At 71.3% G+C, this 26,036-nt stretch carries 23 protein-coding genes and 2 pseudogenes; 15 read left to right on the forward strand and 10 right to left on the reverse strand.

Annotated features, from left to right (window positions below; genetic code table 11):
- Positions 1-446 precede the first annotated feature (446 nt).
- The 3 genes from ACFVX6_RS15885 to ACFVX6_RS15895 form a co-directional block, all read right to left on the reverse strand.
- A complete protein-coding gene (locus tag ACFVX6_RS15885; RefSeq protein ID WP_389691756.1) occupies positions 447-986 on the reverse strand; it encodes a dihydrofolate reductase family protein in 540 nt (179 codons plus the stop codon).
- A gap of 382 nt (positions 987-1,368) precedes the next feature.
- Positions 1,369-1,737: a hypothetical protein gene (locus ACFVX6_RS15890; RefSeq protein WP_389691758.1), complete on the reverse strand. Its 369-nt coding sequence runs from the start codon at positions 1,735-1,737 to the stop codon at positions 1,369-1,371.
- Between the two features lie 846 nt (positions 1,738-2,583).
- Positions 2,584-3,063, reverse strand: coding sequence for a hypothetical protein (locus tag ACFVX6_RS15895; RefSeq protein ID WP_389691760.1), 480 nt, complete (start codon positions 3,061-3,063; stop codon positions 2,584-2,586).
- 40 nt (positions 3,064-3,103) lie between these two features.
- On the opposite strand from ACFVX6_RS15895, the pseudogene ACFVX6_RS15900 reads away from it, so the two are divergent.
- The 4 genes and pseudogenes from ACFVX6_RS15900 to ACFVX6_RS15915 form a co-directional block, all read left to right on the forward strand.
- A pseudogene (locus tag ACFVX6_RS15900) lies at positions 3,104-3,237 on the forward strand (sensor histidine kinase); the annotation flags it as partial.
- A gap of 266 nt (positions 3,238-3,503) precedes the next feature.
- Positions 3,504-3,977 (forward strand): hypothetical protein, encoded by a 474-nt coding sequence (locus tag ACFVX6_RS15905; RefSeq protein ID WP_389691762.1) that lies wholly within the window; start codon positions 3,504-3,506, stop codon positions 3,975-3,977.
- A gap of 2 nt (positions 3,978-3,979) precedes the next feature.
- Positions 3,980-7,846 carry a hypothetical protein gene (locus ACFVX6_RS15910; RefSeq protein WP_389691764.1) on the forward strand — a complete coding sequence of 1,289 codons (3,867 nt, stop codon included), beginning with the start codon at positions 3,980-3,982 and terminating at the stop codon, positions 7,844-7,846.
- 32 nt (positions 7,847-7,878) lie between these two features.
- Complete coding sequence (locus ACFVX6_RS15915) at positions 7,879-9,090, forward strand: tetratricopeptide repeat protein (RefSeq protein WP_389691766.1); 1,212 nt, start codon at positions 7,879-7,881, stop codon at positions 9,088-9,090.
- Between the two features lie 141 nt (positions 9,091-9,231).
- On the opposite strand, the pseudogene ACFVX6_RS15920 reads toward ACFVX6_RS15915, so the two are convergent.
- A pseudogene (locus ACFVX6_RS15920) lies at positions 9,232-10,194 on the reverse strand (transposase); the annotation flags it as partial.
- A gap of 580 nt (positions 10,195-10,774) precedes the next feature.
- On the opposite strand from ACFVX6_RS15920, the gene ACFVX6_RS15925 reads away from it, so the two are divergent.
- Positions 10,775-11,950 carry an alpha/beta hydrolase family protein gene (locus ACFVX6_RS15925; RefSeq protein ID WP_389691768.1) on the forward strand — a complete coding sequence of 392 codons (1,176 nt, stop codon included), beginning with the start codon at positions 10,775-10,777 and terminating at the stop codon, positions 11,948-11,950.
- A gap of 20 nt (positions 11,951-11,970) precedes the next feature.
- On the opposite strand, the gene ACFVX6_RS15930 is transcribed toward ACFVX6_RS15925, so the two are convergent.
- Together ACFVX6_RS15930 and ACFVX6_RS15935 are read right to left on the reverse strand one after the other, a co-directional pair.
- Positions 11,971-12,441: a hypothetical protein gene (locus tag ACFVX6_RS15930; protein ID WP_389691770.1), complete on the reverse strand. Its 471-nt coding sequence runs from the start codon at positions 12,439-12,441 to the stop codon at positions 11,971-11,973.
- Between the two features lie 888 nt (positions 12,442-13,329).
- Positions 13,330-13,710 (reverse strand): hypothetical protein, encoded by a 381-nt coding sequence (locus ACFVX6_RS15935; protein WP_389691772.1) that lies wholly within the window; start codon positions 13,708-13,710, stop codon positions 13,330-13,332.
- Between the two features lie 259 nt (positions 13,711-13,969).
- Between ACFVX6_RS15935 and ACFVX6_RS15940 the strand changes: the two genes are divergently transcribed.
- From ACFVX6_RS15940 to ACFVX6_RS15975, 8 genes are all read left to right on the forward strand, one after another.
- Positions 13,970-14,611, forward strand: a complete 642-nt coding sequence (locus ACFVX6_RS15940; RefSeq protein ID WP_389691774.1) for a maleylpyruvate isomerase N-terminal domain-containing protein — start codon at positions 13,970-13,972, stop codon at positions 14,609-14,611.
- A 177-nt stretch (positions 14,612-14,788) separates the two neighbouring features.
- On the forward strand, positions 14,789-14,956 hold the full coding sequence (locus ACFVX6_RS15945; RefSeq protein WP_389691776.1) for a hypothetical protein: 168 nt from the start codon (positions 14,789-14,791) through the stop codon (positions 14,954-14,956).
- A gap of 36 nt (positions 14,957-14,992) precedes the next feature.
- Positions 14,993-15,232, forward strand: a complete 240-nt coding sequence (locus ACFVX6_RS15950) for a hypothetical protein (protein WP_389691778.1) — start codon at positions 14,993-14,995, stop codon at positions 15,230-15,232.
- A gap of 375 nt (positions 15,233-15,607) precedes the next feature.
- Positions 15,608-15,769: a hypothetical protein gene (locus ACFVX6_RS15955; RefSeq protein WP_389691780.1), complete on the forward strand. Its 162-nt coding sequence runs from the start codon at positions 15,608-15,610 to the stop codon at positions 15,767-15,769.
- Between the two features lie 151 nt (positions 15,770-15,920).
- Positions 15,921-16,319: an STAS domain-containing protein gene (locus ACFVX6_RS15960; protein ID WP_389691782.1), complete on the forward strand. Its 399-nt coding sequence runs from the start codon at positions 15,921-15,923 to the stop codon at positions 16,317-16,319.
- A 379-nt stretch (positions 16,320-16,698) separates the two neighbouring features.
- A complete protein-coding gene (locus ACFVX6_RS15965; RefSeq protein ID WP_389691784.1) occupies positions 16,699-17,130 on the forward strand; it encodes an NfeD family protein in 432 nt (143 codons plus the stop codon).
- Positions 17,131-17,133: 3 nt separating this feature from the next.
- Positions 17,134-18,162, forward strand: coding sequence for an SPFH domain-containing protein (locus ACFVX6_RS15970; protein ID WP_389691786.1), 1,029 nt, complete (start codon positions 17,134-17,136; stop codon positions 18,160-18,162).
- Positions 18,163-18,527: 365 nt separating this feature from the next.
- Positions 18,528-19,283 carry a DUF72 domain-containing protein gene (locus ACFVX6_RS15975; protein ID WP_389691788.1) on the forward strand — a complete coding sequence of 252 codons (756 nt, stop codon included), beginning with the start codon at positions 18,528-18,530 and terminating at the stop codon, positions 19,281-19,283.
- An 81-nt stretch (positions 19,284-19,364) separates the two neighbouring features.
- Here ACFVX6_RS15975 and ACFVX6_RS15980 read toward each other — a convergent pair whose 3' ends face one another.
- Both ACFVX6_RS15980 and ACFVX6_RS15985 read right to left on the reverse strand, forming a co-directional pair.
- On the reverse strand, positions 19,365-19,589 hold the full coding sequence (locus tag ACFVX6_RS15980) for a hypothetical protein (protein WP_389691789.1): 225 nt from the start codon (positions 19,587-19,589) through the stop codon (positions 19,365-19,367).
- On the reverse strand, positions 19,573-20,259 hold the full coding sequence (locus ACFVX6_RS15985) for a HemK2/MTQ2 family protein methyltransferase (protein ID WP_389691791.1): 687 nt from the start codon (positions 20,257-20,259) through the stop codon (positions 19,573-19,575). The genes ACFVX6_RS15980 and ACFVX6_RS15985 overlap by 17 nt, the downstream gene beginning before the upstream one ends.
- Positions 20,260-20,851: 592 nt before the next feature.
- Between ACFVX6_RS15985 and ACFVX6_RS15990 the strand changes: the two genes are divergently transcribed.
- Complete coding sequence (locus tag ACFVX6_RS15990) at positions 20,852-22,972, forward strand: SpoIIE family protein phosphatase (RefSeq protein WP_389691793.1); 2,121 nt, start codon at positions 20,852-20,854, stop codon at positions 22,970-22,972.
- Between the two features lie 124 nt (positions 22,973-23,096).
- Positions 23,097-23,345, forward strand: a complete 249-nt coding sequence (locus ACFVX6_RS15995; protein ID WP_389691795.1) for a transposase — start codon at positions 23,097-23,099, stop codon at positions 23,343-23,345.
- A 457-nt stretch (positions 23,346-23,802) separates the two neighbouring features.
- Here ACFVX6_RS15995 and ACFVX6_RS16000 read toward each other — a convergent pair whose 3' ends face one another.
- Both ACFVX6_RS16000 and ACFVX6_RS16005 read right to left on the reverse strand, forming a co-directional pair.
- Entirely contained in the window at positions 23,803-24,102 is a 300-nt protein-coding gene (locus ACFVX6_RS16000) for a hypothetical protein (RefSeq protein WP_389691797.1), read from the reverse strand.
- A gap of 897 nt (positions 24,103-24,999) precedes the next feature.
- Positions 25,000-25,404: a hypothetical protein gene (locus ACFVX6_RS16005; RefSeq protein WP_389691799.1), complete on the reverse strand. Its 405-nt coding sequence runs from the start codon at positions 25,402-25,404 to the stop codon at positions 25,000-25,002.
- Between the last annotated feature and the right edge of the window lie 632 nt (positions 25,405-26,036).

Consider the following 26,036-nt stretch of genomic DNA (forward strand, 5'->3'; position numbering starts at 1 on the left):
GCCGGTTGTTCACGGGTTTGGGAGGCGCCCAGACCCACGGTCGGGTGAGGTTCACGGGGGCGGATGCGGGTTCAGCTAGCGGTGCAGGACTCCGGTACGAGCGGCGATGCCTCGGAGTTCGGGTGTGGTGCGTCCGGAGAGCAGCAGGCCGGAGATGAGGGATTTCACGGCTGGGCGTGCGTGGGTTTCCTGTGGGGCCCAGTACTCGGCTTGGAGGAGGGCGCAGATGCATTCGTCGCGTCGGCCCCATTGGGCGAAGGCCTTCGCGCGGTCGGTGAAGTAGAGCGCGCGCCGTTCCGTGGTGAGGAGTGCTTGGGGGGCGAGAGCGTCTGATGCGGCGATGGCGGCGGAGGGGTCTCCGGCGGTGTTCTCCGCCGAGATCAGGTGGAGCTGGACAGTGGCCCAGCTGAATCCGCCGTGGGTGTCTCGGAGGTGGGTGACGGCGCTTAGTGATCTGGTTTGGAGATCCTGTCGCAGTAGCGGCAGATGCGGTCGAGGATCTGGTCGGCGGTCTTGGTCCACTTGAAGGGACCGCCCACCAGGACCGGCGCGGTCGCCAGCACATACTCGTCAATCAGCCCGGCCCGCATGGCCGCCCCTGCGAGCGTCGCGCCACCGATGGCCATAGGGCCGCCGTCCTCGGCCTTGAGCCGGGTGATCTCGGCGACCGCGTCGCCGGTGACCAGGCGGGTGTTCCGGTCGACCTTGTCGATCGTCGAGGAGAACACCACCTTCGACATGTCCCGCCAGTGACGCGCGAACTCGATCTCCGCCGGGGTGGCGCCCGGCTGCTGGTCGTCGGTCGGCCAGTGAGAGCTCATCGTCTGCCACAGCTTGCGCCCGTACAGCGACAGGTCGGTCGCCTGCAACTGGTCGGACCAAAACTGGAACAGCTCGTCGCTCGGCACGCCCCAGTCGATGTCGTCGCCGGGCGCGGCGATGTAGCCGTCCAGGCTCAGGTTCATGCCGTAGATCAGTTTCCGCATGGCGCCCGCCTTCCGTAAGTCGGTCTCACGCGGTACAGACCGGCGCGGCCCGGAAACTCATCGGTGCGAGATCTGAGCTCACATGTAGTCCTCGTGCTTGGTGACTCAGCCCCAGACTCATCGTTCCGCCGAGGAAAATCGCATCGATCTGAGACCGATCTTGGGTGGCATCGCTGTGAGACAACAGAGAACCAGCAGTTCACAGAAGGCCGACATGCCATCGGACGCGAGAACCTCCAAGCGTCGCGACACGCCCACCGACCCCCACCCCCGCCCGCGACACACCCCCGCGGTCCGGCCGCCAGTCGGAACCCAGCCGCCGGACCGGACCCAGCTGTGGATCCATGCGCCCCCTCCGCTGGTGCGTGCCGCGGCCTTGGGGTCAGGACACGCGCTTCAGCGTCCACGCGTTGTTGTTGAAGCTGGGGTTCGACGAGTAGACGCAGCTGCTGGTGTAGTACGAGGCGGTCTGGATCCAGCCAGCAGGCTGGTAGGTGGAGGCACAGGCCTGCACCACCGTGCCGACGGGCAGTCCGGTGAGCTGCTTTATCTGCTTGATGTTCGGGTTGAAGCTCTGCGTGCCGCAGCTGCTGCTGTAGCCCCAGCTGACGTCGACGTAGCCGGCCGGGGTGAGGACGCTCGCACAGGAAGTGGTGACGTCACCCGGGGCGGCGTGGGCGGGTGCAGCGGACAGGGCGAACATCGCTGCGGCGCAGGCAAGGGCCATACCTGTGGTGCGAAGGCGAGTCATGGTGTGGCTCCTTTGATCAGGAACGGCCGGTCAGGCCGAGAAGCCATTCCTACGGGCTGATCGCCGGATACGGAAAGCGACATTCAAGCCTAAAGAGATCCAACGGATCGCCGGCGACGAACAGCCAGCCGGTCCGCCGCCCACCGGGCCCCACAACGCGGCACGGATGTGTGCTGTGTCTGCCGGACCATCCCTCAGGCTGAGCCGCCGCATAGCAGACCTGCTCCTGTCCAGCGGGCCTTGCCGGCTCCGACAGGCGCCTGGCGAGCCGGATGCGCAGGTTACGGTCTACGCCGGTGTTCAGCGGAGCCCTGGAGAGGGCGGATACGACGATGCGGGCGCTGTGCACGAAGGCTCTGGGGATTGGGACCTGGGCGCCTTCGTGCGACATGAGCAGGGAGATCCTCTTCTCCGGTGAGTCCGGCCACCCGGCCGGGTGAGTTGCCCCGATACCCCCTTCCAGGTAGGCCGTGGGCCCGGCTACAAGCCGGAGCATGATCAACCATCTGCTGCGCCGCGGCCGGCCCGCGCTCGCCCTCGCCGCCCTCCCCCCCCCTCCCCCCCCATCACCACCGCACTGCCAGCCTCCGCCCACACCGCACCCGCGACAGCGAACTCCACCATCGAGCACACCCTCCTCCACAACGCCGCCGCCGCGGCACCGGGCTCGGCCGGGGTTCGGGCACCGCTGCCGCTGTTCGAGGCGATCGACCGGCTCCCCGTCGCCGCCGAGCACCGCGAGGGCTACAAGCGGGACCTGTACAAGCACTGGAACAAGGGCCTGATCGCCTCCGACGGCTGCGACACACGCCTTGAGGTCATCCTGTCGGAGGCGGTGACGGCGCCTCAGGTGGCGTCCGGCTGCAAGCTGACGGACGGATCCTGGCGCAGCCCGTACGACAACGTCGTCGTCACCGACGCCGGACGCCTCGACGAGCGACCAGGCCCCGAACACAGTCCACGCCTCGGCGACCGATACCGGGTACTTGTCCACGCTGTAGTCCCGCGCGGGGTTCTGAACCAAGGCCGCCATGCGGTGAGCGGCATCGCGTTGCCGATCTCCTTGACCCACCGATAGGTCTCGCCCCAGAAGAGCGGCGGCAGCATCAGGAGTATGCCGACGACCGCCACGACGGTGCCCGCAGCATGCCGGATGAGGGCGCCGAGAGCCATGCCGGTGAGGGCGCACAGCGGTGCGAGCAGTGCGGAGGCGGCGACGGCCCGCAGGGCCCCGGGGTCGCCGAGGGACATGCCGTGGTGGTCCTGCAGGATCGCCTGGGTCACACCGAACGACGTGCCCGCGACGACCGTCCCGAGGACAAGCATGACCGCCGCCATGACGATCGACGGTCACGGGCCCACACCTGCGGGAAACGGCTACGGCATCATCGGGATGCGCGAGCGGGCCGCCTGCTGCACGGCCAGTTCACCGCCGGGCCCCGCCCCGAAGGAGGCTTCCGCGTAGCGGCCCGTCTGCCGGTGCCCGTGGAGGCGCGATGACTCCGCCCCCGTCCGTGTCGTGCTCGTCGACGACCAGCCGCTGGTGCGTGCCGGACTGTGGCCGGCCCCCGGATTCACTACTGTGCCCGATGTGGACGCTCACGCCGGCATCGGCGGCGTCACGAAGGCCCTGACCGAGGCTCGCCGGAACGCTCGGCGACCTTCCGCGGCTAAGCACGTTCCCTGCCCGCCCGGCTAACCTGGTTCCAGGACAGGGGAGTTCGGCATCACGGGGGCTGCCCGCGGCACGGGACTTAGGAGGACGGATGCTGGCCGAGTCACTGACGGCGCTCGCCGGCGCGGGCGCCACCGCGCTGATCGGAGCCATGGCCACCGACGTGTGGCAGGGGGCCCGCGGCGGGGCCGTCCGGCTCTTCGGGCGGGGCGGCGAGGCCCGCGGGACGGCGATCGGTGCGCAGCTCGACGAGGACGCCGACCTCGTCGTCCGCGCCGAACCGGCCGGGGCGGACGAGATCCGGGCGGAGCTGCTGCCGGTGTGGCGCCGGCGGCTGCTCCTGTTGCTGGAAGAACACCCCGACTCCGAGGGCGAACTGCGCGAGCTGGTCGCCCGCGTGCAGAACGGCCTGCCGACCGGGCGGCAGGTGTGGACGCAGTCGAACACCGCCCGCGACCACGGCACCCTCTTCGCTGTCCAGGGCGGCAGCCTCCACTACCACCCGGCGACCGGAGGGTGGGTGCCACCGCCCACCGACGAGGACGGCGCGGACGGGACCGGCTGACCGTGGACCTCCCCGACGAGGTCCACCAAGAGGTTCGCGCCGTCGCCGGTTTCGCCTACGGCGCGGTCGGCGCGGACATCCACGTCTTCGGCGACGGCACCCCCGTCTACCTGCTGTACGCGCGCGACACCCACGGCGCCGCGGACGCCCTGCGGCGGGACTCCGCCTGGCTGCGCGCCCAGCCCAGCCGGATGCTCGACGCCCGCAGCGAGGTCGTGGAGTTCACCGGTCGCGAAGCCGAGCTGGCCCGGCTGCGGGAGTGGCGCGTGCAGCCCGCACGGTCGGCCGCACGCTGGCTGCACGGACCCGGCGGCTCGGGCAAGTCCCGCCTCGCCGCCCGCTTCGCCGCCGAATGCGCCGACGCCGGCTGGCTCGTGGTCGACGCCGTACACGGCACGGACACCCACCCGCCCGCCCGGGGCAGCCAGGACCTGCGCACCGACCACCGCGCCGGGGTGCTGGTCCTCGTCGACTACGCCGACCGCTGGCCGGACGCCCACCTCAGATGGCTGTTCCACAACGGCCTGCTCCTCGGAGACCTCCCGGCGCGGATCCTCCTCATCGCCCGCTCGGTGCGGCCCTGGCCCGCTCTACGGGCGCAGCTGAGCCGCCAGGGGCGCGCGACCGACCTCTCCGACCAGCCACTGGAACCGCTCTCGGGTCAACACGGCGAACGGGGGCGGATGTTCGAGGCCGCCCGCCGCAGCTTCGCCGCCCACTACCCGGACCCCGCCGCCCTCACTGACCTGCGCCCTGCGTTCCAGGACCTCGCCCGCCCCGACTTCGGCCTCACCCTCGCCGTCCACATGGCCGCGCTCACCGCCGTCGACGCCCGGGCCGGCGGCCGGGAACCGCCCGCCGACCTCGTCGGGATGACCGCGTACCTGCTGGACCGCGAACACGACAACTGGCGCCGGGCGGGCGAACACGACACGGCCGGCAGCGGGGGCACCACCGGAGCCGAGGACGAGGACCGCCGCGCCCTCGACCTCGCGCGCATCGTCTTCACCGCCGTCCTCACCGGCCCGATGCGCCGCGACACCGCCCGCCCGCTCCTGGACCGCCTCCTGCTGCGCACCCCCGCGGACCGGGCCCTGACCGCCCACGCCGTCCACTACCCGCCCACCGACCCCGCGGCCGCCCACGTACTCGAACCGCTGCTCCCCGACCGTCTCGCCGAGGACTACCTGGCCCTCACCCTCCCCGGCAGCCCCGTCACCGGCTACCCGACCGACCTGTGGTCCGTCACCGCGACCACCCGCATCCTGCGTCGCGACGGAGGGGCCGCGCCCGCCTGGACCCCGCGCGCCCTCGCCTTCCTCATCGCCGCGGCCGAACGCTGGCCGCACATCGGCCCCGCCGTCCTCTTCCCGCTGCTGCGCCGCGACCCCGCCCTCGCCGTCCGGGGCGGCGACGCGGTGCTGACCTCGATCGCCGCCCTGGACTCCGTGGACCTCGACGTGCTGGAGGCCATCGAACCCCTGCTGCCCCCAGGCGACGTACGCGTGCAGGGCGGCGCCGCGGACCTGGCCGTACGACTCGCCGGCCACCGCCTCGAAGGCGCAGCGGACGCCACGGAACGCGCCCGGCTCTCCATGGAGCTGGTCACTGCCCACCTCACCGGGGGCCGCAGGGACGAGGCCCTCCCGTACATGGAGGAAGTCGTACGACTCACCCGGGAGGCCGCCGAGGCGGACCCGGCGCACCGGTCCGCCTACGCCGACGCCCTCCTCAACCTCGGCGGCCTCTTCCTGTACGAGATCACCGCAGAGCGCCGGGTCGCACTCCTCCGGCAGGCGATCGGGCTGATGCGCGAGCGCGGGGAGGACGGAGGAGGAACGGGCGGGGAGGACGGAGGAGGAGGAACGGGCGGGGAGGACGCCGGACCGGCGCCGACCCTCTTGGGTGCGCTGGCCCAGGCCCACACCCGGCTGACCCTCGCGCTCTGGGAGACCGGGGCCCGGCAGCAGGCGCACGCGGCCCTGGCGGAGGCCGAACGGCTCTTCGGCGAGGTTCTGGACCGCGACTTCTTCCTGTGGTGGTCCCTGTCCTCGGAGGTGAACCGCCTGGAGATGGTGAGGAGCTTCCTGGCGGCGCGGTCGGGGCGCCCGCAGGAGGCGGCCGAGGGTGCCGGGGCGGTGGTGGCGTACGTACGCCAGATGGCGGAGCTCAGTCCCGCGCATTTCGGGGACGACCTGGCGGAGAGCCTCGACCTCCAGAGCCTGCACCTGTGGAACGCGGGGCGGTACGCCGCGTCCGTCGAGGCGCTCCTGGAGGCGCTCCACCTCTACCGCCAGCTCGGCGATGTGCGCCCCCACTACCGGGACGTCCTCGTCGCCCGCCTCGATGGCGCCGCGGCCAAGCTCATCGCGCTGGGACGGCACCCGGAGGCCGTCGCGATCGTCGAGGAGAGCCTTGCCCTGCACCGGGAGCGTCTCGCCCTCGATCCCGGCACCGCCGCGACCGCCGGAGCCGAACGCGGCGCCGTCGGGCGCGCGCTGCTCTACCTGCGGGAGCGGCGCGGCGCCGACCGCCTGCCCTGGGGCACGGCGGCGGAGATCGACGCGGAGGCCGAACGGCTCGTACGGGCCGCCGACCGCGCAGGGCTGTGGGATCTCATGCGCCGGATCCCCGTCACCGATTCGATCCGGCTCGCCCACCACCACCGGCCCGAACACTGGGCCCCGCCGGCGGACGGCCCCGGCGGGCCCCTGGCCGCCCGGCTGACCTCGCGGCGCCACCGGCCGCAGGCCGCCGAGCGCACGGCCCGGGCCGCCGCCGGGCGGGCGGGGTGGCAACTGCCCCGCCGCGGCGGCCCCGTGGCTCCGGACCGGGTCTCTTTCGCTCCCGGCGCGCCGGTCATGACAAGGGAGACCTACCTGCCGCCGAGCCGGGGGCGGTCGCGCTACGAGTGCTCCACCCGCATCGACGTATACGACCTCGTCTCCCGCTCCCGCCTCTGGTCCGCCGACCACGTCAGAGTCGGCACGGAGGCCGTGACCTGCCTGGGGCCCGACGCGGTGCTCGCCCTTCGCGAGGACCTGTGGCCTGTCCCTGAACTCGTCCTGTACCGGCCGGGCCGGGCGGAGGTCCTGGCCGGCGGCCCGGACCTCCTTCTGGGAGCCCGGACCTTCGCCACCGCCCGCGGGTTCGTCGTCCTCCTGCGGAGCGAGCCCGTGGCCCTGGTCGGCGCGGTGGGGCGACCGCTGGAGCGGATCGACCTGCGGAACCTGGGGCTGGAACGCTGCACCGTCCACGCAGTCGACCCCTCCGGGGACCGCCTCCTGCTGGCCGGCGGCCGCCGCGTGATCCTCACCGACGCGGGTCTGGCACCGCTGATCGCCCAAGGCTTGTGGGAGGTGCCCGAGCAGCACGGCACGGTGGAGGCCGCCGCCTTCCTCTCCCCCGACGAGTTCGTGACCGCCGCGTCGAGCGGCGGTGTCTACCTCTGCCAACAGGAGTCCGGCCACCCCATGGTGACCGCGTGGAACACAGCCGGTCCCCGCCTGGACCACCTGTTCACCGTACCGGGGTGGCGGGTCGTCGGCGGGCGACCGCGGGGCGAGGGGACGGCGACCTCCTTCCACGACGCCGTGGGCCTCGCCGCGGTGCCGCAGCCGCGCCCGCTCACCGTGCCCTCCAGGGGCGGCCCGCACACCGTGACCGCCGCACCCGGCGGCCGCCACGTGGTCCACGGGTACGCCGTGCACGACCTCGGCGACCCGCTCTCCTTCGCCGGACGTCCGCTCGCCTCGCTGACCGCAGCCGACCGGGCGGCCCTGAACGCCTACCTCGACGGCGGGCGGGCACCGCACGCCGCGATCCGGGAACTCCTGGAACTCGTACGGGATCTCGGCTCCCCCCTATGACCACCACCGACCGAGGAGAGTGACCGACCACCATGTTCCGAAGGAAGCGCGCCAGGAACAGCAGCCAGGGGGATGCGGAGAGCCGGGAGAGCGGGCATCACGGGGAGAACCAGCCGCCGGATCCGGGCCCGCCGGCGGATCCGCTCGACCTGCGGCTGAACGAGCCCGACGACACGCCGATCCACCTGACCATGGACGCCACGATCAGGATGCGCGACGAACTCGCGGAGGCGGAGCGGCGGCTTGGCGCGGACCACGAGGACGTCCTGCTGCTGCGCCACAACTATGCCTTCACCCTGTCCGTCTGGTCCGCGGCGGCCCCACCCGGGGACACGTACATGCAGGACCACGCGATCCCCCTGCTGCTGGAAAACCTGACCCACCAGTCCGCGGCCCTGGGCCCGCACGCCCGCGACACCCTGGTCACCCTCCAGCTGATCGGATCCGCACACCTGTCGGCGGGGCGCCCCGCCGAGGCCGTCCCCTACCTCGAACAAGCCCTGGAAGGCAGCGAATCAGGCCCCGACCGCGACGCGGAGCGGACCCTGACCTGGCGCGAGAAACTGTCCGACGCCTACGCGGCGGCAGGCGGCACCGACCGGGCGATCGCCCTGCTGGAGGAGACCGTGGCCGACAGCAGGCACCTCCTGCCGCCGGGCTCGGAGCAGCTGGAGGCCCGCAAGCAGAAGCTTTTCAAGGCCTACCACACGGCGGGCGGCCGGCTGCCCGACGCGACCGCGCTCTGCCGGGAGATCGCCTCCGACAAGGAGCGCTTCTACGGACCCGACCACCTCGACACCTACATCTGGTGGGACAACCTGGCGCACCTGCACCACGACGCCCGGGACCTCGACGCGGCCGTCGCCTGCTACGAACGGGTCATCGGCGGCTTCGAGCGCATCCACGGAGCCGACAGCGAAGAGATCGCCTACCGCTACCACAACCTCGCCATCGCCCACCTGGAAGCCGGCCGCCCAGAGCGGGCCCTGCCCTACCTGAAAGCTTCCCTCGCCGCACGCGAGCACGCCCTGGGGCCGGACCACGCGGGGACGCTGGACGCGCTGATCGCCCTCATCTCGGGCTACGACCAGGCCAGGCGGATCGACGAGGCGATCGCGGCGACCGAGCGGCTGATCACCGACCTGCTGCGCACCGGCGGCCCCACGCACCCCAAGCTCCCCGAAGTGCGCACCTACCTCGACCGGCTGAGGGAGGCCCTCGCCGAGGACCGGCCGGCCGGCTAGGAGGCCCCGCTCCAGCAGGCCCCGTACGAAGACGACCTGCCCGACGTGCTGGAGGTCGTCGGCCAGCATGCCGACCAGGCGCACCCCCAGGGTGACCGGCGGATCCCAGCGTTCGGAGGGCACCCGGGCCCTGATCGAAGTCTGGTCGATGTCCCGCAGGGCGGTGCCGGTGCCCGACCACCACAGCCAGACGGGCTTGTTCACCCCGCCGCTGGGCAGCTTCTCGACCGTCAGGCGGATCACAGTGCCCTCGATGATGGGCAACGGTCCCTCGTGGTCGAGCCAGGCTGCCCGGCGGGTCAACCGGGGGTGCAGTCGGTCCCATGCCTGCGCGGTCGCGTCCCCGTACCGGTCGGTGTTGGTGACGGTCGCCGCGGCGGCTTCGCCCCAGGTCTCGGGTCGGCCGAAGACGAACTCGCCGCCGTGCTTGGGCGGGCGGCCGCCCTGCTGCGGGCAGATCCACGGCACCGGAACGGGCTTGCGCATGACCCGGTCCGAACGGAGCCGACCCAGAACCTCCACCGGCAGGTCTACCAAGAGGTGGGCGATGCGGGGCGCGTCGTAGCCCGCGTCCAGCACGACCAAAACCTCCGGGTCCCCATCCCGCCACTGGTCGGCGTCCACGAGGCGTTGATCGACGTCGCGGACCTGGTCGGCGGTGACCGCGGCCACGTCGGCACCGGGTTCCAGCAATATCGCGTCCAGCAGCGCGGTCCACGAAGTACGTCCGGTCTCCAGGGCGGCGACGATCGAGTACGGCCGGCCGGGCACCATCTGGTGCTTGCCCAGGCCCCGGCCGAAGGTATCGCAGAAGGACCGGTCCGAGGATGTGTCAGCGTCCGGCCGCAACCACGGGGAGACGTCCACCGCCAGCACCAGCCGGCCGCCGCCGGCTCGGGGAAGCGGGACACTGGCCAGTGCCCGCCGCAGCCGGGCCACGTCGATCCGACCGTGGTTGACCCCGGAGTACAAGGCCCCGTGCCCGCGCCGATGCTCAGGAGCGAGCGCCAGGTCCACGAGGGTGCGGACCGGACCATCGGTGCACAGCAACGCGTCGCACAGCTCGAACAAGGGGTCGCTCCGCGCCGTCAGGCACGCGTACAACTCGGACCCCGCACCCGACCATGACCGAGCCCGCCCAACCCCCGGCGCCTGGCCGACTGCCGCCCGTCCGGGTCCTGCTGCCCGACGGCGAGGTAGTCGGCCGGCTCGTACGCGGTGGAGACCGACGCCGGCCAGTGGGTCTACACAGTCGCCCTGCACGCGCCGCACCGCCAGCACCGGACAGGACATCACCGCGGACATGGTCGAGATCGACGTACCCGCCGACCGCGTGCGCCCCGTACCCAGGACGTCGCACTCCCGCGTTCCCAAGCCGCACCGCCACCAACCGCTCGTCACCCCCACCGTGCCAGACCCACCTCCGCCCCGCCGACCACACCGTCCGCAACCGCGCCCCCTGCCGGCGGATGGCTCTGCGCACGCGTGGGACGCCCCCAGTCGTCGCGTCAGCCCTCGCGGTCCTCTTGCGCTGCGGCGACCAGCGCGTTAGCGAGGCCGCTGTGGGGCCAACGATGCTTCCAGTAGTGCGCCTTCGGGCGTAGACGGTCCCCTCCTGAGGTGGGAGGGACGGTCCTCCTGCACGGTGACGATCCGCCAGGACGGCCTGCATAGCCTCGTCGCCATGAACCGACGCAGAATCGCCGTCACCGCCTCCGCCTTACTCGCCCTGCTCCTGCCGCTCCCGCTCGCCGCCGCGAGCACCGCGGCCGCGGCCGGTAGCGCTCCCGGGGCGCAGAGCCCCCGTACCTCCGCACCGGAACTCCCCCGTCCCACCGGACCGTTCCCCGTGGGGCGGGACACCCTCCACCTCGTGGATCGCAGCCGCACCGACCCCTGGTCCGGATCGGGCCCGCGCGAGCTCATGGTGACGATGAGCTACCCGGCCCGGCCCGATACCGGAGCAGCCCCCGGGCGCTACCTCACCGACGAGGAGGCTCGGAGGCTGCTCGTCTCCCGCGGCCTGGACCAGGTGATCCCGGTGGAGACCCTGACGGGCACGAGGACCCACTCCAGGCCGGGAGCCCGGCCCGTCGACGGCCGGCGCCCCCTCGTCATCCTGTCGCCTGGCTTCACCGCCCACCGGGCCACCCTCACCTCCCTGGCCGAGGACCTGGCCTCGCGCGGCTATGTCGTGGCCTCCGTCGACCACGCCTACGAGAGCGTCGGCACGGCCTTCCCCGGGGGCCGGGTGCTGACCTGTCTGGCCTGCGAGCAGACCGGCGGGGAGGCGGGCTACCGCAAGGTGACCGACACCCGCGCCCTCGACTCGTCCTTCCTCCTCGACCGGCTTACCGGCCCCCGCCCGGCCTGGCGCCACGCCGACGTGATCGACCGCGGCCGCATCGCGATGACCGGCCACTCGATCGGCGGGGCGTCCGCGGTGGCCGCCATGGCCGTCGACAGAAGGATCCGCGCCGGGATCAATCTGGACGGGGGAATCCACACCCCCGTCCCCGAAGCCGGACTGGGCGGGCGCCCGTTCCTGCTGATCGGCGCGCAGAACAACGCCCCCGGCGGTGACATGACCTCCTGGGATCGGGAATGGCCCAAGCTGGACGGCTGGAGGCGCTGGCTCACCTTCGCAGACTCCGGCCACTTCACCTTCACTGACTTCCCCGTCATCGGTGACCAGCTGGGCCTGCCCGACCCGGACGCCCCACTGCCCGGCACCCGCTCCGTGGAACTGACCCGCCGCTACGTGGCCGCGTTCCTCGACCAGCACCTGCGCGGCCTGCCCCGGCCCGTCCTCGACGGCCCGTCGGCCGATACGCCCGAGGTCCTCTTCCACACCCCCTGAACGGAGAGCGCGGACCACGGTCACCGGGCCGAGGGCCGGGCTTGCTCGAAGGCCTCCGCCGCTGCCTGGAGGCGTGCCCGGACGAGGGCGGGGGCGGCGTGGACGGCGGCGGCCACCAGGAGGTCGCCGAGCGCGGCCACATCCCCCGCGCCCTCCGCCCGCCCGGCCCTCCCGGGCAGACCGGCCGCCTCACGGATACGAGCCTCCGCGCGCGCCCAGTCGTCCGCGCCGACCGGGATGTCGAAGCGCTCGCGGACCCGCGGCAGCGACAGGTCGTAGGCGAGGGAGCTGCCGGAGAACCACACCGGTCGGGTCCCACCGTCGGCGCGATCCCCGGGCAGCGCGACCGCGTACCCGACGAGCACGCCTTCGTCGTCATCGGTGTCCCCGACGGCGAGGGCGGCGGCCTGACGGACCGTGCGCTGCAGTGCCGGGCAGTCTCCACCAGCCCGGTGCTCCGCCTTCGCCTTCTCCCCCCGTCGCCGGGGCACGGCGCGCGGTCCGATCCCCGGGCGACATCGGCGTCAGGCCCCAGCGGACTTCGAAGGCGCGGGCGGCGGCGCGCATCGCCACGATGTCGCCCCGCAGCCGGGGCTGGCGCCCGTCGCCGCGGGCGAGCGTCGCCGCGAGGTGGATGTGGTCGGGGGCGTGGCGCACCGCGATCCACCGGCAGGCCTGTTCGTCGCCGTACGGGGCGATGCCCGCGGCGCCCACCATCGCGGCCGCCACCTCCCCCAATCGACGTGCCGATACTCGGCAACCGGCCCTGATGATCACGGGCATGCGTAAAGGGGGGACTCCTTTTGAGCCATGGAGACGCCATCTCGCCTCATCTGACATCTTTCTTCTCGCCTGAAGCGGCATGCCTCACCATAAGGAAACCAATCGGAAGGGGACTCCAATGCCTGGCCGCAAGAAGATCATTTCGCTACTGACCGCGCCGCTACTCCTCACTGGAGCGGTTGTCGCACTCGCCACCCCGGCGAGCGCCGCTCCGCACGGTTGTGGGTACACGAAGTTGGACCATGCCACTGCGAGTTCCACCTGCCGCTACGGACCGGGTCAGCAGCGAGTAGTGATCACCTGCCTGGACGGCGTTAACGGGTACAAGTACACGTTCTACGGCGCGTGGGTGCAGTGGTACCAAAACTCCAAGGTCTCGTGCGCCGCGGCGTATCGGCAGAACATCTCATGGGTCACGGTCGAGGTCCGCTGACTACTCGGAGGAAGTGGCAACGCCGTACTGCTCGACGCCACCCCGGGGGCGCACCCGTCACCACACGACCGGCCGGCCGGCACCGCTGACGGCTACCCGGCAGGACGTCCATCCGTGATCCAACTTCAATGACAAACGATCCAAGTTCGGTGACACAGGACAGTCACACCGCAGCGCCGGGCCCGGGCCGCAACCGGGTGTGAGAGCCGCCGCCGTCACCGCGTACGCCCTGCGCCCCTGGCCGGTGCGGCCTGCTGCCGGCGGGCGGGGATTGCGGCTTCCGCCCAGGCCGGCTGCCCGGGTGCCGCCGCGGCGGGCGTGGTGGTGGAGCGGGAGCGGGCAGCCGTCGGGGAGACGCGGACCCGGGATGCGGGCGGCGGCCGGTGTCGGGGGCGGTGTCGGTCGTCAGGGAGTGCAGGGTCGCATCCACGAGCCGCCCGACCGTGGTGGAGGACGGGCCGTCCTTCCAGGTGGTGTCGGTCCCGAGGCGGGCCAGGTGCGCGGCGAGGAGACCGGTGCCGCCCTGGTCGCGGAGCTGGTCCATGCGGCGGGCGAGCAGGGGCCACTGGCGCGAGCCGACCAGGAGGCCCGCCTGCGTCTCGGGGAGGACGTCCTTGACGGCTCCGACGATCGCGGCGTGCGCGAGCCGGTTGACGCCGAGCTGGTCCAGCGCCTTCGTGCATCAAAGGTCGACGGTCACCTGGGATGGGGCCGATGGCGAACATTGCTTCCACATGTCGGACAGATTGACCAACATGTGGACCATCTGGCTGCTGTGATCTTCGTACGGGCAAGATGCCTGCATGACTACGGAGATACGCAAGGCGTACCTACTGGCTGCTGAACGAGCCGTGCAGCTCCTGGCCACTGAAGAGTTGGCACATTCCTGGGAGAAGGAGTCCGTACTGCCGGGGATGTCGGTGGGCGGACTGGCCGGCCACCTTGCGCGCAGCGTGCTGCAGGTCGAGTGGTTCCTTGATGGCCAGGTGGTCGGCGCGGAACCGGTGCCCCCGGTGCGCTACTACGCCAGGCTCGAGGGCACGTCCGTTCCCGACTCCGCGCTGAACGTCGGCGTGCGGGCGCGGAGCGAGGAAACGGCCGCAGCCGGCCCAACCGCCGTTGCTGAGCAGGCGCAGGCTGCGTGGCGACGGCTGGCAGACCGGCTAGACGAAGAGCCGACCGATCGGCGAGTGGCCATCCTTCACCGGCCAGGAGAGGAGATGCTTCTCGACGGCTATCTCCAGACCCGCTGCGTCGAACTGGCAGTTCACCTGGATGACTTGGCACTGAGCATGGGCATTCGTTGCTCGGCGCCCGAAGCCACCCTGGCCATCGCGGTTGACGTGCTCATCGCGGCTGCCCGGGAACGGCACGGCGATCAGGCCGTCATGCACGCGTTGGCCAGACGCGAACGTGACGTCGACCAGGCCCTGCGCGTGCTGTAGACAGTTTCACCCCTACCGACGCCCGCGCCCACGAATATCGGAGAGACAGGACCTCACCCCACGCCCCCGCGGATCAGCGAGCAGGTGTTCGTGGGCGGCCGGCCAAGGGCAGTCACGGAGTGATCAGGCGTTCATGCCAAGGCCCATGCCGCCTGTCAGCGGGACAGACTTCTTCGTGTGGATACCACAACCCACCTGCGCGGCGAGGAACGCCCCCTCGGCGCCGCGTGGTCGCTCGCGGAGGTCGTCGAGCTGTTCCGTGACGCCGGCCCGGACACAGCGCGCGGCCGGCCGCCGATCCGCTGGCTGGGCGGCGGCCCCGACACGTGGGGTGACCGACCCTGAGATGCCCGGCCGGCCGGCAGCCTGCAGGCTGGGGCAATGGACCACGCTCCGATCCTCGTGCACCGGATCTCCTCGACAGGCGGCCGACGGGTCGTGATCCGTATCCGGGGCATCGACACCGTCCTCGGTATCGCCCACAGCGACCAAGACCTCATCGAGTTCCTCCGCCGCATCGACCTCCCCGACCCCGACGACCTGGTCCTCGGCGACTCCCCCGCCATCGCCTGGCAAGGCGGACAACCCCACCAGTACAAGGCCGTCCCCGACGCACCCTGAGCCAGCCAGACGGCGGCACTCCCCCTCGGGCCGCCCTGCTGCTGTTGCGCGAGATCCGCGAGGAGCTCGCCGGCCGGGAGAGCGGCTGATCGAAACCGCCCGCGCACAGGGGGCGAGCGGGCTGACCTCGCCGGCCCCATCGGGGTCGCCAGCAGCCAGGCCGCCGAACGCCGCTACCTGAGACTTCGCCCCGGCACTGCCGGAAGCACCGGCGAACAGCGTGTCCAGGCCACACGGGCGACCTGCGCGGCGGACCGCCCCGTAACCGCCTGGGCCCGCAACCACGCGGCTGATCTGCGTCGTCTCGCCGGGCAGGTCACCTCCCTGACCGGCCTGCCCGCCGCCGCCGCCGAGAGCGCGGTCGGAGACCTGAACGTGGCACTGGGCGACAGTGACGTCTCCCGCCTCGTGCGCCCCCTGGCCGACAGTCGCGAGCCTCTGCGGCCCGAAGACTCCGAGCTCGCCGAACGCATCGACGCCCTCACCCGGCACACCGCCCAGCTCCGCCAGGACACCCGCGACCAGCGCACCACCTGATCCCGATCCCGTGACCGCCCAGCCGACAGCTGCGCTTCCTTGCTGCACCGAAGCTTCTGCGCGCCTCGCACCCGGCCCACCGCGCGCCGGGTCAGGATGGTGGCCCCGTGGGTTCGGAGCCTGCGGGTGACGGGAGCAGAACTTGATCAACGTGAATGTTCAGCACTGCGGCAGCTCGGTCTTGGTCAGCGCCGACGGGAAGCTCGATGAGGATGCAGGCGAGGTACTCCAGCGCGCGCTGGACCACGTCACCATGGACGAACGAGACCTCCTGGTGGACCTGCACGGTGTCGCGGCCATGGACGCCGACGGCCTGCTCCACCTCCTGGACTTGCACCGGCGCGCGGAGCGCATGCGCCTGAGAGTCCAGGTCACCGGCTGGCAACCCCAGCCCCAGCAACTCATGGCCACGGTCGCCGGCATCCCCGGACCCAGAGCAGCCACCGGGGAACGCTACGCACTCGCCGGCTTCCGCCGACTCCTCGAGACCCGCGCCCAGCGCACACGGGACAGCGCCGACTTCACCGCCGGCTGGCTGCCCGGCTCCTGACCATTCGGCTCGAGGGCCGAGTGCTCAGACGGGCGAAGGCCGCGGTCTGAAGCGTCCAGCCAAGAGTGAGACGGGCCGGGACTGGGATGGTCGGTGCGGGCGGAACGGGCTGCGGGGTTGCCCGCCCCGGACAGACAGGTGACGGGTCGGTCCCCCTCCGTGCGCACCGGTGCATTCCCGTACTGGGGCGGACACCCCGCGACCCCACACCGGATCACCGCCTGGGGCTTCGCCCGCGGCCCGATGGGACCGGCCCGGCCGGGGTGCGAGGCGTCGCGCCGGGGCTCAGGAGGCGATAGCAGATTCCCTGCTGAACGAACGGGTAAAACCTATAAAAGCCACATTTGCGACCGCTGTCGATTTGCCGGAGGCGTGAGGCATGGATCCTTGGCTGATCTGGCTGATCACCGCTCTGGTCCTGAGCGCGGCGGAGATCGTCACCCTCACCGCCGCACTCGGGCTGCTCAGCGTTGCAGCAATCGTCACAGCCGTATCCGCCGCTGTTGGCCTGCCCCTGCCGTGGCAGTTCCTGGTGTTCGCGCTCGTATCGACTGTCGCCGTGGTCTTCGTACGCCCGGTCGCTCTGCGTCGCCTGTCTCCACCGCCGGGCGAGCGCTTCGGCGTGGACGCCTTGATCGGCGAGGCCGCCATCGTCACGTCGGAGGTGTCGAGGCTGGGGGGCAGAGTCCGTATCGGTGGTGAGGAATGGACGGCGCGTGCCTACGACGAGACCCTCGTCCTTCCGCCTGGCACGACCGTGGACGTCATGGAGATCAAGGGCACCACCGCGCTCGTCTATCCACGGGAGTGAACCATGGAGATTTCCGCGCTCCTCGTAGCCGGTCTGCTCGTCGCGGTGCTCGCCGTCCTCACCGTGGTGCGGGCGGTACGCATCGTCCCCCAGGCCCGCGCCCGCAACGTCGAACGGCTCGGCCGCTACCACCGCACCCTCAGGCCCGGACTCAGCGTCGTCATCCCCTACGTCGACCGCGTCTACCCGGTGATCGACCTGCGCGAGCAGGTCGTCTCCTTCAAACCGCAACCGGTCATCACGGAGGACAACCTGGTCGTCGAGATCGACACCGTCCTGTACTTCCAGGTCACCGACCCCCGCGCGGCGGCCTACGAGATCGCCAACTTCCTGCAGGCGGTGGAACAGCTGACGGTCACCACACTGCGCAACGTCGTAGGGTCCATGGACCTGGAGAAGACCCTGACCTCACGGGACACCATCAACAGCCAGCTCCGCGGTGTCCTCGACGAGGCCACCGGCAAGTGGGGTCTCAGGGTCAACCGCGTGGAGATCAAGGCCATCGACCCGCCGCAGTCCATCAAGGACGCGATGGAGAAGCAGATGCGGGCCGAGCGGGACAAGCGGGCCGCCATCCTCGGAGCCGAAGGGCAGCGCCAGTCCCAGATCCTCACCGCCGAAGGCGACAAGCAGTCCGCCGTCCTGCGCGCCGAGGGCAACCGGACCGCCGAGATCCTCAAGGCGGAGGGGCAGTCACGGGCCATCGACGAGGTCTTCCAGGCCGTCCACCGCAACGACCCCGACCCCAAGCTCCTCGCCTACCAGTACCTCCAGATGCTCCCCCAGATCGCGCAAGGGCCCGGCAACACCGTCTGGGTGATACCCGGCGAGGTCACCTCGGCCCTCCAAAACGTCACCCGCGCATTCACTGAAGCACTCCCCCGGTCCGCCGCCACCCGCGCGGCGTCCTCCGACGACCTGGCCGTCCATGCCGCGAACGACGCTGCGAAGGCCGCGGAAGCCGCCGCCGAAGCCCTCGCCGCCGCCGCAGAGGCAGACAGCGCGCTCGCAGCGCGACGTGAGCCCGAATGACGCGGCGCAGAGGCAGCGCCGCAGTGACTCCGCCCTTCGCGGATCAAGCCGAGCCGTCGCAGACACGTCGCCCGGCGTTACACCCGATCTCGGCCGCGCCGGACCCCAGCCGTGTCTGCCCCGCTCCTCTGGTTCGAGCGTCTACGGGGCGCTCAGAGCGCGCAGCGGACACTACTCCCAGACGGCGGGACGGCTGCCTGCCTGACGACGTTTGTCCTGCGTACCGCCCGTGACGTGTTCCTCGCCTCTGAGGCCCTTACCGGTCCCCGCTGGCGCGGACGGATATCTCGCGCATCATCGGTCAGACAGTGCCGCGCGGGTGGAGAACGGGGCGTGGTGGGGCTGGCCGTGGGCAGGCGGACCGCATGGCACTCTTCGTCGGCACGTCAGGGTGGCAGTACCGGGACTGGTCGGGCGTCTTCTACCCGCCGGACCGGCCGCAGCGGCTGTGGCTGGAGGAGTACACACAGCACTTTCCCACGGTGGAGGTCAATAACGCCTTCTACCGGCTGCCCCCGCCCGAGACGTTCGCGCAGTGGCGGGCCAGGACTCCGCCCGGCTTCGTCATGGCCGTCAAAGCGAGCCGCTTCCTGACCCATGTCAAACGTTTGCGCGATCCGGTGGAACCGGTGCAACGGCTCATGACGCACGCCGCCTCCCTGGGCGACCGCCTGGGTCCGGTCCTCCTCCAGTTGCCGCCGACGCTGAGGGCCGATGCAGCGCTATTGGACGCTTGCCTCGCCTGCTTCCCCGTCGGCACGCGCGTCGCCGTCGAGCCGCGCCACCCGTCGTGGTGGACGGATGAGGTGCGCTCTGTGCTCGTGGGCCGCGGCGCGGCCCTGTGCTGGGCCGACCGCGGCTCGCGCCCCGTCACACCACTGTGGCGGACAGCCGACTGGGCGTACGTGCGCTTCCACGAAGGCCGGGCCAGGCAGGCGCCCCACTACGGCCGGACAGCCCTGCATAGTTGGGCGGACCGCATCACGGACCAGTGGCCGCGGGACTCCGACGTCTATGCCTACTTCAACAACGACCCCGGCGGGGCCGCCGTGGTCGACGCTCGGGCATTCAAGCGGGTGTTGTCCGGCCGGGTGAAGGGATACCCGGGCCTCCCCGGGTAGGCGGCCGGCATGAGCCGGAGAGGCAGAACCGGAGCAGTAGATTCCGGGGGTGACCGTGCCGCACCCGGGAGCAGTCGGCGCCTACGCAGTCGCCGCGTACCCGGGGCCGGCACGGTCCAGGTAGTGGTGGACGCCGTGGTGTACTGCCGCACCCCCGCTGAAACGCAGCGCCTCCACCCAGGGGACCAGTTCACCGCGTCCCTCGCACCAGGCGGGGGCCGGCAGCAGCGAGCCGTTGACTCCAGGACCACGCGGCGGGCCTGGGCCGGCCAGGCCGCGGTCGGTGGCGTCAGAGGTGCTGGGCACGGATGACCACCAGCTCTTCCCACTCGTCGCCTGCCCGAGCAAGGCCCCGCCGCTCCAGCCAGGCCCGCCGGGAGCGCAGAACCGGGCCCCAGGGAACGGACGCCCGTACTGTGACGTCGGCGGACAGTCCAGCTGCCGTCAGCCGCTTCACGGTTGCCTTCTGTCCGCACATGCCCGAGTGCACCATGAGCAGGACACCACCGGGGCGCAGCAGGGCCGGAGCCGTGTCACAGACCCTGTCGATCACCATGCGCCCGTCAGGGCCGGCGTCCCAGGCCCGATGCGGTCCGTACGACGGCAGGCTCGTCGCTGGGGCGGGCACGTACGGCGGGTTCGTCATCACCAGGTCGAAGCATCGCCCTTCGGTGCGTTTCGCGAAGTCGCCGTGGAGCACGTGCAGGGGGAGGTGGTGGCGCAGGGCGTTGAGGCGGGCGGTGACCACCGCGGGCCAGGATACGTCGACCGCCGTGACGGCGGCGCCCCTGCGGGCGGCGTGCAGCGCCAGCGCGCCTGTACCGGTCCCGATCTCCAGGACGTCCGTCCCGGGCCCCAGATCCTCCTGGGCCAGCGCCGCCGCGAGCAGATGGGTGTCCCCCTGCGGCCGGTAGACGCTAGGGAGGGCAACCAGATCCGCCGATAGCGCGCCCGAGGTCAGAGCCGTATGAGTCATCGCGTACCTCCGGATCGAACGCGGCGTACGAACGCAGCCGCTTGCACCAGTCAGACGGCGACTGCCCCACAGAGGGCCGGCCATGCAGCTTCCGGCGATCTTCGACGAGGCCGAAGCAAATCGGTCCCGCACCGCGCGGGAGCCGGAGGTGATCGCCCTGATCCTCAGAGTGCGTGAACAGCAAAATCGCCCCTGAATGGTGCGCTCACGGGCGACCGGTACTTCGGAACCATGACGGCTGCCGCTCCACGGACCGCCCTGCTCGTTCCACGAGAACACTCCTACGCCGGGTTCGCGGGTGTTCCGACGGGCTGTGCCTGGCCGCTGCCGACCTGGAGTCTGAGGCAGAGATTGTGGTTCCTGGCGGAGCACGCCGGGCGGGCTTTGGGCGGGGCAGCTTTTGGCGCGCCACCTCCACCGGGCGGCGGCTTCCGCACGCCTCGGCCCAGGGGCGCCTGTCCTCCCGGCCGCCGTTGGCGGAGGCTGCCGCCTGGGCGTGGTGGGAGGAGGATGAGAGGGCGGCCGACACAGGCGGGCGGAATCCCGGGTGGTCGGGCCGGAGGCCGCCACGGTGGGTTAAGGAGGTCCGGTCATGGTCGCGTCCGAGGCGTTCCGGGTGGGGGCCGGTCCGGTGGGTGTGGTTCCGTCCGAGCCCGGTGGTCTGCTGGATGTGCTGAGCGTGGCCGCGGTGGTGCTGGACGCGGAGGGGCGGATCACGTTGTGGAGCCCTCAGGCCCAGGATTTGTTCGGCTGGTCCGCCCAGGAGGCGCTGGGAAGGTACGCGGCCGAGTTGCTGGTCGCCGACGAGTACGTCGACTTGGTCCTGGAGCTGTTTGCCAAGGTCATGGCGGGGGGCGGTGCCTGGGCCGGGGTGTTCCCGGTGCGGCACAAGGACGGCTCCACGAGGCTGGTGGAGTTTCGTAACATGCGGCTGCTGGACGAGCAGGGGGGTGTGTACGCCCTGGGGATCGCCTGCGACGAGGCCGTTCTGCGCGGCGTGGAACGGGACCTGGCCCTGTCGGTGCGGCTGGTGGCGCAGTCCCCGCTCGGGCTGGCTGTTCTGGACACCGACCTGCGCTACGTCCTGGTCAACCCGGCGCTGGAGCGGATCAATGGCCTGCCCGCCGAGAAGCACCTGGGCCGTACCGTCCGTGAGGCGCTGCCGTTCCTGGACACCGACGTGATCGAAGCCTCCATGCGGCAGGTGCTGGCCAGCGGCGTTCCTCTGCTGGATCAGTTTGCCACCGGGCGTACTCCCGCCGACCCGGAGCGGGAGCATGCCTGGTCGGGCTCCTACTTCCGGCTGGAGGACCCCGGCGGGCGGGTGATCGGCGTTGCTTTGTCAGTAGCGGACGTCACCGACCGCTATCTCGCGGCCGCTGAGGCCGATGAAGCCCGCCGGCGCCTGGACCTGATCGCCAGGGCGTCCGTCACGGTGGGTACCACCTTGGACCTGTCGTGCACGGCCCGCGAACTTGCCGGACTGTTGGTGGCCGACCTGGCCGACATCGCTACGGTCGACGTCCTCGAATCCGTTCTGGAAGGCGGCACGACGACGGGGCATGGCCCGACGTCGGAGCAGGCTCTTTTCAGGGCCCTGGCCATAGCGGCGGCTTACGAGACGGACATCGTCCACGCGGCTGACCCTGTGGGCGAGCGCGCCTCCTATCCGGTCGACCGCCTGGTCACGCGTTGTGTGAGAACCGGGCGTCCCGTCTTGGTGGCGCACGTCACGCGCCCCGATCTGGCGCACATCGCACGCGATGAGGCCGCCGCAGTAGTCCTCGCCGAGGAGGGCGTGCACTCCTACCTGGCGGTGCCGCTGACCACCCGCGGCCAGGTCCTCGGCGTCCTTGGCCTCGTGCGTGCCCGCAATCCGCTCCCCTTCACTCGCGACGACGTGACTTTGGCCGGTGAGCTGGCCACCCGCGCCGCCATCGCGATCGACAACGCGCGCTGGTACGAGCACGCCAACGGCACCGCCCTCACCCTCCAGCGCCACCTTCTGCCGCACCCCCCGCCCCAGGCCGCCGGCCTGGAGATCGCCTACCGCTATCAACCCGCGGCAGCGGCCAGCGGGATCGGCGGCGACTGGTTCGACGCGATCCCGCAGACCGGGGACAAGACCGCCCTCGTGGTCGGCGACGTCATGGGACACGGAGTCCACGCCGCCGCCACCATGGGACAACTGCGCACCGCCACCCGCACGCTGGCTGAAATCGGCCTCGACCCGGCCAGCGTCCTGCGCCACCTCGACCACATCACCGCCGGACTGGACCAGACCATCGCGACCTGCGTCTACGCCGCCTACGACCCGCACCGCTCCCGTTGCCGCATCGCCCTCGCCGGCCACCTGCCCCCCGTCCTCATACGGTCGGGACAAGCCCCCGAGCTACTCGACCTGCCCACCGGCATTCCGCTCGGCGCAGGCGGCCTCGGCGGCGCCCCGTTCGAGACCAGCGTCCTCGACCTGATTCCAGGCGACCGCCTGGTCCTGTACACCGACGGCCTCGTCGAAACCCGCGACGATGCCCTGGACGACCGCCTGGGCCTGCTCCTCAGGCTCCTCACCGATCCCAGCCTCCCCCCAGAGGCGACCTGCGACCGGCTCCTGGCCGCACTACGCCACCCCGACGCCGCCGACGACGTTGCCCTCGTCATCGCCCACGTGCGACCCCACCCACCCGCCCACGAGACGCGCCAGACGGCCTGACCGGCCAACCACACGCGTCGATCCCCGCCCCTTGAGAGCTCGTAACAAGATCTTGGTGAGATGCCCTGGCCGGCCGTGACCAGTGTGCCGATTCGGCCGTTCGGGATGCCGTGGGCACGCGACCGTGGATGACAACTGGTGGGCGCTGATCGAGCCGCTGCTGCCGCCCTGGCCGAAGAGGTCGCCGGGGCCTCGGCGAGTAGCGGACCGGCTGTATCTACAGGTCCTCCGTACATCCTCTGCGACGACGCGCCTGGCAACTGCTCCCGCTGTACTGGGATTCAGCTCCGGCCAGACCTGCTGGCGCAGGCTGGAGCGTTGGCAGCAGGCAGCGGTCTTCGACCAGCCGCACCGCATCTTCCTCGCCAGTTGAGTCGCTGTCCGCCTGACACCAACATGCGGTGGGGATGCTGTCAGCACACAGCCGTCCGGCGACTGGCGGGTCTATCCGACGGAACTCCGCCTGCGCGGCCGTAGCGAACGGCGCGTTGTGACGTGGACGGGCAGCGCGGCCTGCGCCCGAGTGGGACTTGAAGCGTTCCCCTTGTGCGCACAGCGAGCACACCAGCGCACTGGATCCGGCGTGCCCCGGCCAGTCCCACGACACCGAGCCCGGAGCATGACCCCCTCACAGCCCGGAAGTCAGGTCGTACCCCGAACAGGGTGTCGGGGTGGCGAGCCGGGTGCGGACCAAACGCTCGATGGTGCGGGCGAGGTACAGCTGGGGCAGGCCGGTAGCCCTGGGCGATCTGCGTCCGGATAGCTCCCGCTCGCTGCTGGATAGGCTGGGGCTCCCCGAGCGGGAACCCCAGCCTCGACGCGACCGTGGTTCAGGACGCGGTGGCGATCCAGGGTTCGTCACACAGGACCGCTGCCCCGTTGATGTCGCAGTGCGTCTGATACAGCGCGCCGCGGAGCGTGGCCGCCTTCACGTACAGGTCGTTGCCCTGAGCGCTGACGGTCACCGAGCACACGCCCTGCGGGTACCCGGTCACCGGTGCCACGGTCAGGTCGGTCCAGGCGATGTTGCCCCAGACTCCCATGATCTTCGCTCGACGGCCCAGGAACGTCTTGCCGTCCTTGAGCCGGGCGGTGAACTCTTCGGAACCAGAAGGCTGGTAGGAGTCCACCGAGACACACGGACCCGCAGGCCCGGGCACGCCCTGAGGCCCACGGTCGCCCTTCGGGCCCCGGTCTCCCTTGGGGCCGCGGTCCCCCTTGGGGCCCTTCGGTCCTGGGCTGCTACAGCCTGCGGGGCGCATCGTCGCCCGCCCGCCGTCCTTCGCCCTGCGGACCGTCTTCAGCCCTTCGTCCTCGTCGCACCCGCCTGACCCAGGACTCCAGGACTGCCCGGCGGACGCCACCGTGGCAGCGGCCTGCGTGCCGTGCGCGAACGCCGGTGAGGCGACACCGGCCACCGCCAACGCCGCGGGCAGCACCAGACCGCCAATCAACCTCATGGAGACAAGAGGACGCATGTGCAGGCTCCTTCACACCTAACGAACGGGACACGCTCCGGCCGGAAGCCGTCAGAGCATCCCGCGCCCCAACCGCGGAAGCGAACACAAAGCAGCATGTCGAACAGAACTTCACCCGGTGGCCGTACATCCCGCCTGGGGTCACACCGGCTTCGACCCGACATCCAGCCATGGACAGGTGGCGCTGGCTCGCGAACAACACCACGACGATTGGCACGGTCCACCCGACGGCTTTGACCGTGCCTCGCGACTCCCCCGGAAGGTGAAGGCCTTTCCGATTCCTGGCCCGGGGCCCCCAGGGGCGATTGCGGCGGTCGTCGGGCAGACAAGCCATGAGGCCTACTGAGACGATCACGCGACGCAGGGCGGCCCACCGGCGCCGCCCTCGCCACCGCCGGTGGGCTGGGCCTGGCGCCCGTCCGGATTGGTGGCTGCGGCAGGTCCTTTCCCGGACGCGGGGCGTTAGGGCAGGCCCGGCCGGGAGACGCCCCACGCGGGGGCGGGGTTTGGCCGCGCCGCACTGGTCGGCTCTAGTCCGGCGGGCGTCGGTCAGTTGGCCTGGGCGACGAGGCGGGGGTAGGCCAGGTCTGACAGAGCTGTCGCGGTGATGGCCATCAGGTCGCCGTCCACAGCATCTGCCAGAGCGGTCTGGGCTTGGCTGCAGGCGGGTTCGTCTTGGGGAGTGGCCGAGGCCGGAAGCCAACAGATGGACACGATCCGGTTCTGCCGCGTTCCGTCCTCGCTCGCGAAAGGCAGGTCATAGAGGACGAGTCGCGGCTGGTCAGCGGGCAGTGCCAGCAGGAGTTCGTCGTGTGTGAGGTTGCCCTGACCCTCGACCACGAGGGAATCAGCGGAGTCTGCGAGCCGGTAGATCACCGTGTTGACATCCCGCTTCTCCTTCAGCTCGCGGAATGCCCCGATACAGCGGTCGTCCACGGCGATACCACGGCCCACAACGGTTCCTCCGGTCCAGAGTGCAACTCTCAGGATCCCAACGACCCTCCCCCCGCCAGGTTCCGCCGCCTCTCCGCCGCCAACCAGCCCCTGCTGTCAGCCCATCCCCCGCACGGGTGGCGGCGCATCCCTGTTCCATGTCTGCACAGCCGGCACCGGTCCGGTGGCAGCGGGCTGAGGCGGCGCAGGTGCGCCTGCCCGAAGACGGGCGTAGAGCCGTGGGCGGAGGCGCTGGAGGATGCGGGGCGAGGAGGCCGGGTTCGGCGGGCATCGGCAGAGCTGGCTGGCTACGGCGCCAATGTCCCCCGCGGTGGAGGCCGTTGACGTCGTCTCAGTGGCCCAGGGCTCGTTTCAGATCGGACTTGTCTATGTTGGAGCGGCCCTTGATGTTGCGCTGCTTGGCCTCGTTGTACAGCTGTTCGTAGGTCGGTTCCTGGGAGCCGCTGTGCACGTGCTGGCCCCCACGCTTGCTGAAGGATGTGTCCTGGGTGACGGACTTGGTCGACGACTTCGCCTCGCCGGCGCGTGCCCCCGTCCCTGTTGCCCGTCCGGGACACGATCTCCTCGGCGCATGCCGGCCTCCTCCAACTCTGCGGAATGCGCCGTCACACTTCGGAGGCGGCTAGTTGCAC

The organism is Streptomyces sp. NPDC058289 (assembly GCF_042880975.1).
Taxonomy (GTDB): domain Bacteria; phylum Actinomycetota; class Actinomycetes; order Streptomycetales; family Streptomycetaceae; genus Streptomyces; species Streptomyces stoeckheimensis.